This window comes from Streptosporangium vulgare, assembly GCF_042428775.1.
In the GTDB taxonomy this organism is placed as follows: domain Bacteria; phylum Actinomycetota; class Actinomycetes; order Streptosporangiales; family Streptosporangiaceae; genus Streptosporangium; species Streptosporangium vulgare.
Genome location: NZ_JBHMBS010000009.1, coordinates 61,409 through 74,222, shown reverse-complemented (window position 1 = coordinate 74,222; position 12,814 = coordinate 61,409). Strand labels below are relative to the sequence as shown.

Genomic DNA, 12,814 nt, shown 5'->3' with positions numbered 1-12,814 from the left:
GGACGCGCGCCGTCGCGTTTCACAGGGCTTCGCAGGAGACGGCTCAGAGCGCCTCGGCCAGGGCACGGGCCAGGTTGGCGGCGGCCCCGGGCGCGTACCGCAGGAACAGGTACGGCTCGGTGAGCTCGATCTCGATGAGAGCCGGGCTTCCGTCGGCGAGGCGGACCAGGTCCACCCGGGCGTAGAGCACCTCGGGGAACTCACCGAGCACCCGCTCGGCCAGGGCGAACTGGTCGGGCTCGGGGACGCGGACCTCCCCGTGGTCGTTCCCCTGTCCCGGCCTGGTGGCGCTCTCCACCAGCATCGCGTTGCGCCGGACGGCGTGACTGAACCGGCCGCCGAAGTACAGCAGCGAGGTCTCCCCCTCGGTCTCGACCATGTCCAGGTACGGCTGGATCATCGCGGTCCGCCCTCCGGCGGCCAGCCGGGCCGCGTGGGCCTCGGCCTCCTCGCGATCCCCGGTCCTGATCGTGTCGCGGGCCCCCGCCGAGATCGAGGGCTTGACCACGTACTCGTCCAGGACGGGAAAGTCCACTGCCTCCCCCGGCCCGACCCAGTAGGTCGGGATGGACGGCACGTCCAGCTCCCGCAGGTAGGTCTTGTCGGTGTTGCGCTCCAGCACGGCCGCCGGATTGAGCACCCGCGTGACCGACTCCGTCCGGTGGGCCCACGCGAGGAACTCCGCCCGCCGCTCCACGTAGTCCCAGGGCGTACGGACCACGACGGCGTCGAACGCGGCCCAGTCGACCTCGGGGTCGTCCCACCGCACGATCCGCCCGGCGATCCCCTCCTCGGCCCACGCCGCGACGACGACCTCCTTCTCGTCGTCGCCCCCCTCGGGGTCGGCAAAGGTCACGTACGCCACGGAAACACCCACGGAAAACCTCCTGCGTCAGCACCAAATCAATAGAAGGCACCTTACCGAGAGGCGTATGCCGGGTTATGAATGGGATATCGCATATCTCCATGCTGTACAGGTGCGGACCGCGCGCTCCAGGGGCCGGCCAAGCGTCCAACGGGTGAACCGGAGACTTCGGAGACCGTTGTCAGATCGCGGACAGGTCCGCGATGACACTCGCCGCCGGTGTGTTCCGTGCCCGGTTCCAGGAGGTCCCGGCCCACAGGTGCAGTGTCTCGGCGTCCCCGCCCGCCGCGGCGGCGCGTCGTAGTGGCGCGGTCAGGTGGTGGAGCTGCGGGTAGGCCGCGGGGGCCCGGCCGGAGTACTCCGTCATGAATCGGTTGACCAGGCCGCGCGCCGGACGCCCGGTGAAGGCCCTGGTGACGGCGGTACGGGTGAAGCGGGGATCGGTCAGCGCCGCACGGTGGACCTCACTGGTGCCGCTCTCGGGGCAGAGCAGGAAGGCGGTGCCCGCGGCGGCCGCGACCGCTCCCGCGGACAGGACCCGGGAGACGTCGGCGGCCGAGGCGACACCACCGGCCGCGATCAGGGGAAGCCGTGACGCCTCCCGCACCCGGGACAGCAGGCGCTCCAGGCTCATCGCCTCGGCGTCCGCGTTGGTGAAGGACCCGCGGTGGCCCCCGGCCTCCTCCCCCTGGACGCACAGCACGTCGGCCGCCGAGGCCAGCCGCGCCTCGGTCTCCGAGGTCACCGTGACCATCACGGTGGTCCCCCGGTCGCGGAACGCCCGGATCAGCTCGTCCTCCGGACAGCCGAACGTGAAACTCACCACCGAGGGCGGATCCGCCAGCAGGTCCGCGACCTTGGCCGGGAAATCGTCGTCGCCCCCGCGCGGGACTCCCAGCGTGACGCTCAGCCGCCGCGCCTCCCCCTCGATGACCTTCGCGTAGGCGTCGATCTCGGCCTGGTCGACGTCGTCGGCCGTGGGCATGAACACGTTCACCCCGAACGGGCGGGACGTGAGCTCGCGCGTCCGCTCGATCTCCTGGCGCATCTGCTCGGCCGTCTTGTAACCGGCCGCGAGAAAGCCCAGACCACCGGCTTCGGACACGGCCGCGGCCAGCTGGGGCGTGGACGCCCCGCCGGCCATGGGAGCCTGCACGACCGGCAGCCTGAACGGCCACGACCACGACACCGGATCGGACATCGGCTTCTCCTCCCCCAGCGCCCTCGCGGCCTGATCATCGGCGCCGCGACGACGAACGGGACCGGACGGCCACACCACGGGCGATATCTCCTCAGATCTCCCTCAACCTCTGGAAGCCTATGCCTCCGCCCGGCGTCACCTCGCTCCAGGTCAGGCGTTCGGTGATGCCCTGTCAGGAGCTCGGAGCCCCGCGGACCGGTTCGGGATCGGGGGTGTCGACGAGGAGCTTGGCGACGGCGTCGCCGATGTCGGCGGGGTCCCAGCGGGCGCCCCGGTCGGCGCGGGGACCGTGCCGCCAGCCGTCGGCGAGGGAGATGGAGCCGCCTTCGACCTCGAAGACCCGGCCGGTGACGTGCCGGGACCCGGCCGAGCCGAGCCAGGCCACCAGCGGCGCGATGTTGGCCGGGTGCGCGACGTCGAAACCCCCCTCGGGCCCGGCCTCGGCGTCGAAGCCGTCCGCCGGTCCGGTCGTCGCGGTGAGCGCCTCACCGGTCATCCGGGTGCGGGCGGCCGGGACGATCGTGTTCACCGTGACGCCGTAGTGGCCGAGCTCCGCCGCGGCGACCTGGCCGAGTGCCACGACGCCCGCCGTGGCCGCGGAGTGGTTGCCCTGGCCGACGCCGCCGAACAGCCCCGCCCCGGAGGAGGTGTTGATCACCCGGGCGTCCACGGAGTCGCCCGCCTCCGACCGCTCCCGCCAGTGGGCGGCCGCGTGCCGCAGCGGCAGGAAGTGGCCCTTGAGGTGAACTCTGATCACGTCGTCCCACTCCTGCTCGGTCATCGAGACCAGCATCCTGTCGCGGACGAACCCGGCGTTGTTGACGAGGATGTCCAGCCGCCCGAAGGCGCTCAGCGCCGTCTTGACCAGGCGGGCCGCGCCACCCCACTCGGTGACGTCGTCGCTGTTGGCCACGGCCCGGCCGCCCAGGTCGCGGATCTCCTCGACCACCTCCAGGGCGGGGCCCGCGGAGCGCCCTTCGCCCTCGCGGCCGGTGCCGAGGTCGTTGACCACGACCCTCGCTCCCTGTCTGGCGAACTCCAGGGCGTGCTCCCTGCCGATGCCGCGCCCGGCGCCGGTCACGATCGCCACCCGCCCGTCACAGATCCCGCCCATGCCAGGGCCCCTTTCGTCGCGATCAGGCAGAGTTTCCCGGTTGTTCACCTTTCATGTCTAGATGCGATCCTTCGCCACCCTCACGAAGTCGGCCCCACAAAGCCCGGCTCCACGAAGCCGGGCCGTCGAAGGCGTACCGGACGTCGAGGCGTCAGTTCACGGTGAGGCCGCGGCCGGCGAGGATCAGGGCGGCCTGGGTGGGACTGATGACCGCTCCGCGCAGCGACCGGAGCCGGGTGTCGTCGACCTCGCCGAGGTCGGCACCGCGCAGGTCCGCCTTGGTGAAGACCGTCTCGACGATCCGGGTGCCGATCATGCGGCAGTCTTCGAAAACGGTCTTGGTGAAGTCGCAGCCCGACAGGTTGGCGTCGTCGAAGCGGACGCCCCGCAGGTGGAGACCCCGGAGCGAGCAGCCGGTGAGGTCGGCCAGCGCCAGGTTGGAGCCGTCGAACCGGTAGCCGGTGCCCCGGCAGGCGGAGAGCACCGCGCCGATCATGCGGCAGCCGGTGAAGGTGACGTCGGTGAGCAGGGCCAGCTCGAAGCGGGCACCCGACAGGTCGACGTCGGTGAAGGTCGCGTCGACGAGCTCGGCGTTCGCGAACCGGAGCCCCGCTCCCCCGCCACCGGAGAAACGCGCCCCGTCGAGGTCCGCACGACGGAAGTCGGCCCTCTCCAGCACGCACTTCTCGAACGAGGCCTCCACCAGCGACGCCCCGGCGAGGTCCGCGCCGGTGAGATCGCACTCCCTGAACACGTAGGGGCCGTCATCGGTCAAATGATCACCGAGCGAGAGCCCCGCCAGATCGACCCCGTGGATCTCGCGCTGGTCCGCCAGCAACTGTGCCGCATCCATCCCGCGATTCAAGCAGCTCGCCCCGACAGAATCCGGGCCGCCGTACTCCGGAGAACCGCCGCGCTTCGGAAGACCGCTGTCCTCCCGGAACTCGACGCACGCCGGGAGACCGCCGTACTCCGGAAGACCGCCGTACTCCGGGAGACCGCCGTACTCCGGGCGGGGCGCTCCCGGTCAGGCGGTGCCCGTGTCCCCGGCGAGGAGCTCGGCGGCGGCCTGGCCGCAGACGCGGGCGGCCCCGTGGGTGGCGATGTGGACCGCGCCGAGGTCGGAGCGGCCGGGCAGTCCCATCTCGACCACGACGGCGTCCGCGCGGGCGGCCAGCAGGTGCCGGAGCGCGTCGGCCTGCCAGGGGTGGCGGTGCGCGTCGCGGACGACGACGACCAGGGGACGCTCGGCCGCCGCGGCGAGCACGGCCTCGATGGCGCCCCCGGTGGCCGTGGAGGCGGCCAGCCGGGTGACCGTGGTGCCGGGGAGGAGCTTGCCGAGCGGCTCGCCGACGCCCCACGGGGTGTCCTTCTCGATGGCGAGGTTCATCTCGGGCGCGAGCTCGACGACGTGCGGCGGGGCGGGCAGCGGGAACACCGCGGCCGCGGAGCGGCGGGTGACCCGCAACGCCCGCCGGGCGGCGGCCAGGCCGATAGACGGGGTACCGGGACTGCCGGAGGCGCCGGAGCCCGAGAGCGCGCCCCGGCGGGCGGTCGTGGTCCAGAGGGCGAGCTCGCAGACGCGACGGGAGGCGTCGGCGAGCCGTTCCTCGGAGAGCCTGCCCTCGATCACGGCGTCCACGATCGCGTCGCGGATCCCGATCGCGGTCTCCTCCCCCGCGTGCTCACCGCCCACGCAGATCGCGTCGGCCCCCGCGGCGACGGCGAGGACAGAGGCCCCGCCGATGCCGTACGGGCCGGAGACGGCGGCCATCTCGATGCCGTCGGTGACGATGACGCCCTCGAAGCCCAGCTCGACCCTGAGCAGGTCGTGCAGGACCGGGCGGCTGAGGGTGGCGGGCATCGCGGGGTCCAGGGCGGAGACGAGCAGGTGACCGGTCATGACCGTGCGCACCCCCTGCTCGACGGCCGCGCGAAAGGGCCGCAGCGCCACGTCGCGCAGCGTGTCGGCGGGGGCGGCGACGAGCGGCACGCCGTGGTGGGAGTCGACCGAGGTGTCGCCGTGGCCGGGGAAGTGCTTGGCGCAGGCGGCCACCCCCGCCGACTGCATCCCCCGGATCCAGGCGGCGGTGTGCCGGGCGACGAGATCGGGGTCGGCGCCGAAGGAGCGCAGGCCGATGACCGGGTTGTCGGGGTTGGAGTTCACGTCGGCCGAGGGGGCGAAGTTGAGGTTGACGCCCGCCCTGGCCAGGTCGCGGCCGAGGTCGGCGGCGAGTTCCTCGGTGAGGCCGGTGTCGTCGGCCACGCCGAGGGCGAAGTTGCCCGGCCGGGTGCTCCCGCCCGCGGCCTCCAGACGGGTGACCTCGCCCGACTCCTCGTCGATGCCGACCAGGACCTGGGGGTTCTCCTCCCGGAGCGCGGCCGTGAGATCGGCCACCTGGGAGGGGGTGGCGATGTTCCTGGAGAAGAGCACCACCCCGGCCAGCCCGTCGCCGAGCCGGCGTCGGAGCCAGTCGGGCGGGGACTTGCCCTCGAAGCCGGGAAAGACCACCGTCTCCGCCAGGCGGAGCAGCTCTGGGCCGCGCTTCATTCACCCCTCCTCGCCTGACGGCCGGTCGGCGTTCCTGCCGAAGACGCGCAGACACCACGTTGTACCGGACCCCTGGGGAAAGCGCTCCCACAGCGGCTTTGCGCAAATCTAATAGGAAAGTTTCCTAATTGCTAGTGGGCTGACCATAGGCCTTCGACGCAGGATTTTGCGGATCGAGACGATGGACGAGTCCGAGGTCGGCTGATAGGGGCCGAGAACGAGAGTCGTCCGCGTACGGCGGAACTCGCCGCCACCCGCACGGAAAGACGGATCCGCCGACGACGCGACCGTCCCCTCCGCCGTCCGCCCCGTGGTGCATAAAGCAAGCGTTTGGTCAGAGCCGGGAGCGGGAATGAGCTGGCGCGTTCCGGTGAACAAGCGATTGCGCAAGGGCTCATAATGGGGGCGTGAACACGCGAAAGAACTCCGGCGGCACGACCACGACCCCGGTCAGGCGCCAGGGCGGGACGAGGCGCGCGGCCACATCCGGCCCCGCCTCGGAGCGCCGCGACCATCTCGTCAAACTCGCCGCCGAGCTCTTCGCCCGCAAGGGCTTCCAGGCGACCACCGTCCGGGAGATCGCGGAGGAGGCGGGCATCCTCTCGGGAAGCCTCTACCACCACTTCGACTCCAAGGAGACGATCGTCGACGAGGTGCTCACCACCTTCCTCGACGACCTCGTCGGCCGCTACCGCACCGCCCTCGACCAGAACGGCGACCCCCGCACGATCCTCTCAGAGATGGTGCGCATCGGGTTCAGCACGCTGGAGCCGCACCGCGCGGCGATCACCGTCATGCAGAACGACTGGAACTACCTGAGGTCACTGCCCGGCGACCGCTTCGACTACCTGGTCAAGGCCGAGGACGAGGTCGAGCGCATGTGGGTCGAGCAGATCAAGCTCGGCCAGGCCGACGGCCTGTTCCGCGCCGACGTCGACCCCAAGCTCACCTACCGCATGATCCGCGACACCATCTGGGTGGCGGTGCGCTGGTTCCGCCCCGGGGGCCGTCTCGACACCACCGGCCTCGCCGAGCACTACATCACCGTCCTGTTCGACGGCCTGGCGACCGGTGAGCGGAGTAGCCAGAAAGCATGACGCCCGCGGAACCCGGCGCGGCGAGCGGCTCGGCCTGTGAGAATCAAGCGTCCGCGAAGCGAACGGGAAGTGGTGGGCGAGCATGGAGATACTGCAGAAGGCCGTGCGAACGGCGCTCACCGACGTGGCCGACCCCGCCAAGGCCCCGGTCATGCAGGCCTACATGAAGTCGTCGATGCCGTTCCTCGGCGTGCAGGCCGCGCCCCGCCGCGCCGCGCTGAAGCGGGTCTTCGCCGACTATCCCGTCGACACGGCGTCCGCGTGGCGGGAGGCGACGCTGACCCTGTGGCGCGGGGCCGAATACCGCGAGGAGCGCTACGCGGCGATCGAGCTGACCGGCTTCCGCCTCTATCGCGCCTTCCAGACGCTCGACGCGCTGCCGGCGTACGAGGAGATGATCGTCACCGGAGCCTGGTGGGACTACGTCGACGAGCTCGCCGTCCACCGCGTCGGCGGCCTGCTCGCGGCCTTCCCCGACACCATGCGCCCCCTCATGCTCCGCTGGGCCCGCGGCACCGACCTGTGGAAGCGCCGCACGGCCATCCTCAGCCAGAACCGCTTCAAGTCCGCCACCGACACCGGCCTGCTGTACGCCTGCATCGAGCCGAGCCTGTCCGACAACGACTTCTTCGCCCGCAAGGCGATCGGCTGGGCCCTGCGCGAGTACGCCAAGACGAACCCCGGCGAGGTCGTCCGCTACGTCGACCACACCCGCATCAGCGGCCTGAGCCGCCGCGAGGCCCTGAAGAACCTCCCGGCCCGATAACCCGGAGACCCGCGCCTCATCCGCTCACATCCTGCGGCGAACGACGATTCCGGTGACCACTGTTCGCGGAGCGGCTTCTACGGGAAGAGGTCGAGGCTCGACACGAGACGCTCGCAGAAGTCGATGATGTCGGCGGTCCACGTGGTCGCCTCGTCGAGCTCGTCACCGGTGACCGCCTCGCTGGGCCGGCCGGAGTATTCGAGGACGTTCCCTCTGCGCCGCATGTAGTCCAGCCGGCGAAAAGACGCGCCCTCCCTGGTCTGCCCGAACTGAGCGGCGACGGCCTCCCTGAGGGCGATGTGGCCACCGGCTGACGTGGCACGCGGTCCTTGGGCCTGCAAGAGGGCGGCGGAAGCCTTCCTCGCGGCGTCGTAGCGGAGGGTGCAGGCGCCGTCGGGATCGGTGTCGCGGATCAGCTCCACCGATTCGAGGTGGCTTCGCGCCGATGTCGGCGGCCAGGAACAGGCGGGCCAGAAGTCGCACCTGAAGTCGTGACCGGAAGATGGGCATGAGCTCGGGAGCCGAAGCTCTCATATGGCTGACGACAACTCTCGTTATTCGAGAACGTCAACGACGCCGATCGGGGGTGTCCCGGAGAGGGCCCCGGCGGGGTGGGCCCCCGCCGGGGCCGGGGGAATCAGCTGATCTTGAAGGGGTCCCCGTAGACCTTCCAGGACAGCGGGGTGTCGAGGTCGAGGTTGCCGTTGTTGAGGAAGACCCGCTGGGCGGTGTCGACGCGGCTGGTGTCCTCGTGGGCCTCCTCGGCCTTCATCGCGACCTTGCGGGCGTCGAGGAAGGCGTGCAGGTACTTCGTCTCGTCGCCGCCCTGCGCCGGGGGCTTCGCCTTCTTCAGGGCGTTCTTGCGGATCGCGCCGAAGCTCTGGGGGTCGGTGCCCCCGCCGTGCATGACGATGGCGTCGTAGTAGGCGAACTGCCCGAGGGCGCGCAGGCCGTCCTTCTTGGCCTGGCTGACCGCGGGGTTGAAGTAGACCCGGTCGCGCTCCTCGTTCTGGGCCTGCTGGAAGACCGTGTCCTTGGCCGCGGTGGCCCAGTCCTTGGTGTAGTTCGGATCGAGGCCCTTGTGGGAGTCGGTGCCGTCGACCTTGCGCAGGGCGGGAAGATACTTGGCGAGCACGTTCCCCGGCTTGAGCTGGGTGTAGCGCTCGACGAGGTCGAGCATGTCCCCGGTGCCGGAGCAGAAGCCGATGATCCCGGCGGTGTAGCCGCGGCCGTCGTCGATGTCCTCGATGTACTTGTACTGCGCCTTCCAGTTCAGCGAGGAGTTCTCCGCGCTGGACACCAGCTGCATGGCGATGTCCTTCTTGCGCGGGTCGGTGAGGTCGACCGCCGCGGAGGACTGGTACAGCCCGGCCGGCGCCACCGCGGACCCCGGGGCGGGAGAGAGCGTGGCGGCGTGCCCGGCACCGGCGGGGGCGATCAGGACCGGGACGGCGACCGCGGCCGAGGCCAGCAGGAGTCGCGGGGTACGGCGGCCGGAGCGGGGGTTCGGCGAGAAGGACACGTGTCTCTCCAGGGGAAGGGGACGGGGGAATGCCCGGAGGCTTTCCGGAGGGGGTTCCGTGCGAGCCCTTCGGGCGACAAATAGCAATAAACCAGACAACCGGGGACGGAGTGAGGAGTGATCCCGGCTACGGGGAACCTTCCCCTCTCGTTAGGAAACTTTCCTAACGAACCTACCCCTCACCACTCCCCGCCCGTCAACCCCTTCACGCCGATCGAACCTGAAGGCGGCCTTAGGAAAGGCTCAAGCGATCCCGATCGGAGACGGCCGGCGACCACGCGTGACGCCCCGCGGCCATGGGCCGGCGCGCGAGCAGGCGATCACCAGGCGCCGAGGGCTCCACACGCCACGAGGGTGATCGGTGTTCCGCGCCGGTGTCAGCCGGTCACGGTGACCACGATCTTGCCGAACCGGGCGCCGGACTCCATGTGCCGGTGCGCCCCCACGACGTCCTCCAGCGGGAACAGGCGATCCACCACCGCGCGGAAGACTCCGGCCCGCAGGCCCGAGACCACGAACGCCTCGGCCCGGCGGAGCCTCCCGGGGTCTCGCGTGGTCTCCAGCACCGTGTAGGTGCGCACGTTGAGGGCGGGCATGCCCAGGTCGAATCCCGGATACGGCGTCGGCCGCCCGCTCAGCGCCCCGTACAGGAGGAGCGTGCCGCCCGGGGCCACCGCCCGCGCCAGGTCGGTCACGCCCGGCCCGGCGACGGCGTCGAAGGCGTACTCGGCCCCCCGGCCACCGGTCAGGGCCAGCAACCTGACCGGCACGTCCTCCTCGTCGGAGACGATCACCTCGGCCGCGCCCTCCTCGAGCAGCCGTTCCCTCTTGGCGCGGGTGCGGGTGACGGCGATCGGCGTCGCCCCCACCCGGTTCGCCGTGTGGATCGCGGCCAGGCCGACGCCGCTGGAGGCGGCGTTCAGCGCCACCACGTCGCCCGCCCGCATTCCGCCCACCTCCACCAGCGCGCCGTACGCGGTGAGGTAGGGCATCCACACGGCGGCACCGGACACCGCGTCCACCCCGTCGGGCCGGCGCAGGAGCGCGGCGGCGGGCACGATCGCCCGCTCGGCGTAGACGCCGTAGTCGTTCTGCGAGAACGCCGGCACGCTGCTGACCGGCTGCCCCTTCGCGAACCCGCTCACCCCCGGCCCGACCGCCTCGACCACCCCGGCCGCCTCGGCGCCGAGCCTGGCGGGGAGCCGCTTCACCGGCTCGATGTACTCGCCGCTCCGGAACAGCGCCTCCGCCCTGTTCACCCCGATCGCCTCGACCCGGATGCGCACCTCGCCCGGTCCCGGCTCGCCCGTCTCCAGGTCCTCCAGCCGCATCACCTCGGGCCCGCCGATCTCGTGGAACCGCACGGTTCTCGCCATGCCACCGTCCTTCGCTCGCCGTGAACGAGCTCCACTGTCGCCCCAAAGTACGATCGCTGTCAAACTTTGATGGCGGTCGTACTATTGGACCCATGGGACGTACGCCGCCACATCCACAGGTGTCGCAGTTCGACCTCCAGCAGGTGCTGGAGGCCCTCGTCGATCCGGTGCGCCGCAGCGTCGTCGCGCAGCTCGTCGCCGTGGGCGAGGACATCAGGTGCGGCGACTTCGACATGCCCGTCAGCAAGTCCACCGCCACCCACCACTTCAGGGTGCTGCGCGAGGCGGGCCTGATCCGGCAGTACTACGTCGGGACCTCGCGGATGAACGCCCTCCGCCGCGCCGAGATGGACGAGGCGTTCCCCGGCCTGCTCGACGCCCTCACACCACGCGCCGGGCGCCCCACCGGCGCTCCCCCCGCCTGAGCCACTCGGCCCGAGCCAATCGGCCCGAGCTACTTGAGCGCGCCCGCGGTGAGGCCCTTCTGGATCTGGCTCTGGAAGAGCGTGTAGACGATCAGCATCGGCAGGATGGCCATGCTCAGCGCGGCGAACAGGGCCGACCAGTCGGCGTCGTAGCCCGCGGCCGTGGAGATGTCGGCGATGCCCTGGGTGAGCACCCACTTGTCCCGGTCGGAGTTGAGCAGCACCAGGGGCAGCTGGTACTGGTTCCACTGGCCGAGCACGTTGAAGATGGTCACGCTGACGATGCCCGGCTTCGCCATCGGGAGCATGATCTGGAAGAACACCCTGGCGTGCGAGGCCCCGTCCACGAAGGCCGCCTCGGCCACCGCCCCCGGCAGCGTCCTGAAGAAGGCCGCGAGGAAGAAGACGGTGAAGGGCAGCGAGTAGGCGATGTAGACCAGCACCAGCCCGCCGTGCGTGTTCAGCCCGATGTACGGGCCGATCACCGGGACCGCCCCCATGTTCTGCACGACGAAGAACAGCGGGGTCAGCGCCAGGTAGACCGGGAAGGCGAGGCCCGAGACGAACAGCAGGTAGATCGACCGGTTGCCCCGGAAGCGATAGCGGGCCAGCACGTACGCGGCCATCGAGCCGAACAGCATCGTGCCGAAGGTGCCGAAGGCCACCACGACGATGCTGTTGATCATGTACTGGCCGATGTGCGCCTGCTCCCAGGCGCGGGCCCAGTTGTCGAGGCGCAGGGAGGCGGGCAGCGACCAGGCGTCGCCGAAGATCTCGTCCTCGCTCTTCACGGACGCGAGGAACGTCCAGACGATCGGCACGACAACCAGGACCGTCCAGACCAGCAGCGCGACGTGCGTCAGGGCCGACAGGGGGCCCAGGCGCCTCCTGCGCTCCTCGCGGGCGAGGGCCCTGCTCCGGGGAATCACGACGTCCGCCACTAGAACTCGATCCGCTCACGCCGCGACAGGCGCAGGGCCAGCGCCGCGAACCCGATGGTGAAGAAGAACAGCACCACGCCCATCGCGGAGGCGTAGCCGAACTTGAAGTACTGGAAGGCGGTGCGGTAGATCTCCGCCGCCATCACGGTCGTGGAGTGGTCGGGGCCGCCGTGCTCGGCCGTCATCACCCACACGATGGCGAAGACGTCCAGCGCCGCGATGCCGAGATAGACCCAGCCGACCTGGATGGTGTCCCACAGCAGTGGCAGCGTGACCCGCAGGAACAGCTGCGGCCCTCCGGCGCCGTCGATCGCCGCCGCCTCGAACAGGTCGCGCGGGATGGAGGCGATGCCCGCGGAGAAGAGCACGACGTAGAAGCCGACCGCCTGCCACACCAATACGGCGAGGATCGACCAGAACGCGACATCGGTGCTGGACAGGAAGCCGACCGGCTCGAACCCCAGGGCGATGAGCGGCGCGTTGAGCATGCCGCTGCGGTCGGGCCTGAAGACCTGCTGGAACAGGACGGCGACCACGGCGACGGCGAGCACCTGGGGGAAGAAGAACACCACGCGGTAGAACTTCGACCCCCAGATGCCCCCGGTGCCGCCCCGCCCGCCGGCGTTGAGCAGGAAGGCGAAGAAGAGGGCGATGCCCAGCGTGAGGACCGGCATCAGGACCAGCAGGACGAGGTTGTGCCTGACCGCCTGCCAGAACACGTTGTCGGCCAGCAGCCGCTGGAAGTTCTCCAGGCCCACGAGGCGCGGGCTCGCGTTCACCCCGCGCCAGTCGGTGAACGCGATGTAGAAGGCCTGCGCGTAGGGCGCGATCACATAGATCAGGTAGAGCGCCACCGGGATCGCGAGGAATCCCGTGACGAACCGTGTCCTGCCGTGGTCCATCGCCGCCTACCGTTCCCTCGGTGGCGCGCCGCCGTCCGCCGGTGCCGTCCCGCC

13 protein-coding genes are annotated in these 12,814 nt (G+C 70.8%); 3 read left to right on the top strand and 10 right to left on the bottom strand.

All coding sequences use genetic code 11. The annotated features are described in order from the left end of the window. Positions 1 to 43: 43 nt before the first annotated feature. From ACFFRH_RS20125 to ACFFRH_RS20105, 5 genes are all read right to left on the bottom strand, one after another. A complete protein-coding gene (locus ACFFRH_RS20125) occupies positions 44 to 877 on the bottom strand; it encodes an ATP-grasp domain-containing protein (RefSeq protein WP_344748048.1) in 834 nt (277 codons plus the stop codon). A 169-nt stretch (positions 878 to 1,046) separates the two neighbouring features. After that, positions 1,047 to 2,066: a nitronate monooxygenase gene (locus tag ACFFRH_RS20120; protein ID WP_386158526.1), complete on the bottom strand. Its 1,020-nt coding sequence runs from the start codon at positions 2,064 to 2,066 to the stop codon at positions 1,047 to 1,049. Positions 2,067 to 2,238: 172 nt separating this feature from the next. After that, entirely contained in the window at positions 2,239 to 3,180 is a 942-nt protein-coding gene (locus ACFFRH_RS20115) for an SDR family oxidoreductase (protein WP_344748051.1), read from the bottom strand. A gap of 151 nt (positions 3,181 to 3,331) precedes the next feature. After that, on the bottom strand, positions 3,332 to 4,033 hold the full coding sequence (locus tag ACFFRH_RS20110) for a pentapeptide repeat-containing protein (RefSeq protein ID WP_344748052.1): 702 nt from the start codon (positions 4,031 to 4,033) through the stop codon (positions 3,332 to 3,334). Positions 4,034 to 4,207: 174 nt separating this feature from the next. Continuing rightward, positions 4,208 to 5,731, bottom strand: coding sequence for a glycoside hydrolase family 3 protein (locus ACFFRH_RS20105; RefSeq protein WP_344748053.1), 1,524 nt, complete (start codon positions 5,729 to 5,731; stop codon positions 4,208 to 4,210). Between the two features lie 407 nt (positions 5,732 to 6,138). Here ACFFRH_RS20105 and ACFFRH_RS20100 point away from each other — a divergent pair, with 407 nt between their 5' ends. Together ACFFRH_RS20100 and ACFFRH_RS20095 are read left to right on the top strand one after the other, a co-directional pair. Continuing rightward, positions 6,139 to 6,828, top strand: coding sequence for a TetR/AcrR family transcriptional regulator (locus ACFFRH_RS20100; RefSeq protein WP_344748054.1), 690 nt, complete (start codon positions 6,139 to 6,141; stop codon positions 6,826 to 6,828). 82 nt (positions 6,829 to 6,910) lie between these two features. After that, entirely contained in the window at positions 6,911 to 7,594 is a 684-nt protein-coding gene (locus tag ACFFRH_RS20095; protein WP_344748055.1) for a DNA alkylation repair protein, read from the top strand. A gap of 77 nt (positions 7,595 to 7,671) precedes the next feature. Here ACFFRH_RS20095 and ACFFRH_RS20090 read toward each other — a convergent pair whose 3' ends face one another. From ACFFRH_RS20090 to ACFFRH_RS20080, 3 genes are all read right to left on the bottom strand, one after another. Next, positions 7,672 to 8,016, bottom strand: coding sequence for a hypothetical protein (locus ACFFRH_RS20090; RefSeq protein WP_344748056.1), 345 nt, complete (start codon positions 8,014 to 8,016; stop codon positions 7,672 to 7,674). 215 nt (positions 8,017 to 8,231) lie between these two features. Next, on the bottom strand, positions 8,232 to 9,116 hold the full coding sequence (locus ACFFRH_RS20085) for a chitosanase (protein WP_344748057.1): 885 nt from the start codon (positions 9,114 to 9,116) through the stop codon (positions 8,232 to 8,234). Between the two features lie 377 nt (positions 9,117 to 9,493). Beyond that, on the bottom strand, positions 9,494 to 10,492 hold the full coding sequence (locus ACFFRH_RS20080) for a zinc-dependent alcohol dehydrogenase family protein (protein WP_344748058.1): 999 nt from the start codon (positions 10,490 to 10,492) through the stop codon (positions 9,494 to 9,496). Between the two features lie 92 nt (positions 10,493 to 10,584). On the opposite strand from ACFFRH_RS20080, the gene ACFFRH_RS20075 reads away from it, so the two are divergent. Then, complete coding sequence (locus ACFFRH_RS20075; protein WP_344748059.1) at positions 10,585 to 10,917, top strand: ArsR/SmtB family transcription factor; 333 nt, start codon at positions 10,585 to 10,587, stop codon at positions 10,915 to 10,917. 29 nt (positions 10,918 to 10,946) lie between these two features. Here the strand turns inward: ACFFRH_RS20075 and ACFFRH_RS20070 are convergent, their stop codons facing one another. Both ACFFRH_RS20070 and ACFFRH_RS20065 read right to left on the bottom strand, forming a co-directional pair. Further along, entirely contained in the window at positions 10,947 to 11,858 is a 912-nt protein-coding gene (locus ACFFRH_RS20070; protein ID WP_344748060.1) for a carbohydrate ABC transporter permease, read from the bottom strand. Beyond that, the gene (locus ACFFRH_RS20065; RefSeq protein WP_344748061.1) at positions 11,858 to 12,760 is read right to left on the bottom strand and encodes a carbohydrate ABC transporter permease; all 903 of its coding nucleotides are present in this window, start codon (positions 12,758 to 12,760) and stop codon (positions 11,858 to 11,860) included. The genes ACFFRH_RS20070 and ACFFRH_RS20065 overlap by 1 nt, the downstream gene beginning before the upstream one ends. Between the last annotated feature and the right edge of the window lie 54 nt (positions 12,761 to 12,814).

What these genes read in the sequence shown, in the direction of transcription:
- ACFFRH_RS20120 (WP_386158526.1), bottom strand. Translation starts at nt 2,066, where the DNA reads ATGTCCGATCCGGTGTCGTGGTCGTGGCCGTTCAGGCTGCCGGTCGTG.
- ACFFRH_RS20115 (WP_344748051.1), bottom strand. Translation starts at nt 3,180, where the DNA reads ATGGGCGGGATCTGTGACGGGCGGGTGGCGATCGTGACCGGCGCCGGG.
- ACFFRH_RS20110 (WP_344748052.1), bottom strand. Translation starts at nt 4,033, where the DNA reads ATGGATGCGGCACAGTTGCTGGCGGACCAGCGCGAGATCCACGGGGTC.
- ACFFRH_RS20105 (WP_344748053.1), bottom strand. Translation starts at nt 5,731, where the DNA reads ATGAAGCGCGGCCCAGAGCTGCTCCGCCTGGCGGAGACGGTGGTCTTT.
- ACFFRH_RS20095 (WP_344748055.1), top strand. Translation starts at nt 6,911, where the DNA reads ATGGAGATACTGCAGAAGGCCGTGCGAACGGCGCTCACCGACGTGGCC.
- ACFFRH_RS20080 (WP_344748058.1), bottom strand. Translation starts at nt 10,492, where the DNA reads ATGGCGAGAACCGTGCGGTTCCACGAGATCGGCGGGCCCGAGGTGATG.
- ACFFRH_RS20075 (WP_344748059.1), top strand. Translation starts at nt 10,585, where the DNA reads ATGGGACGTACGCCGCCACATCCACAGGTGTCGCAGTTCGACCTCCAG.
- ACFFRH_RS20065 (WP_344748061.1), bottom strand. Translation starts at nt 12,760, where the DNA reads ATGGACCACGGCAGGACACGGTTCGTCACGGGATTCCTCGCGATCCCG.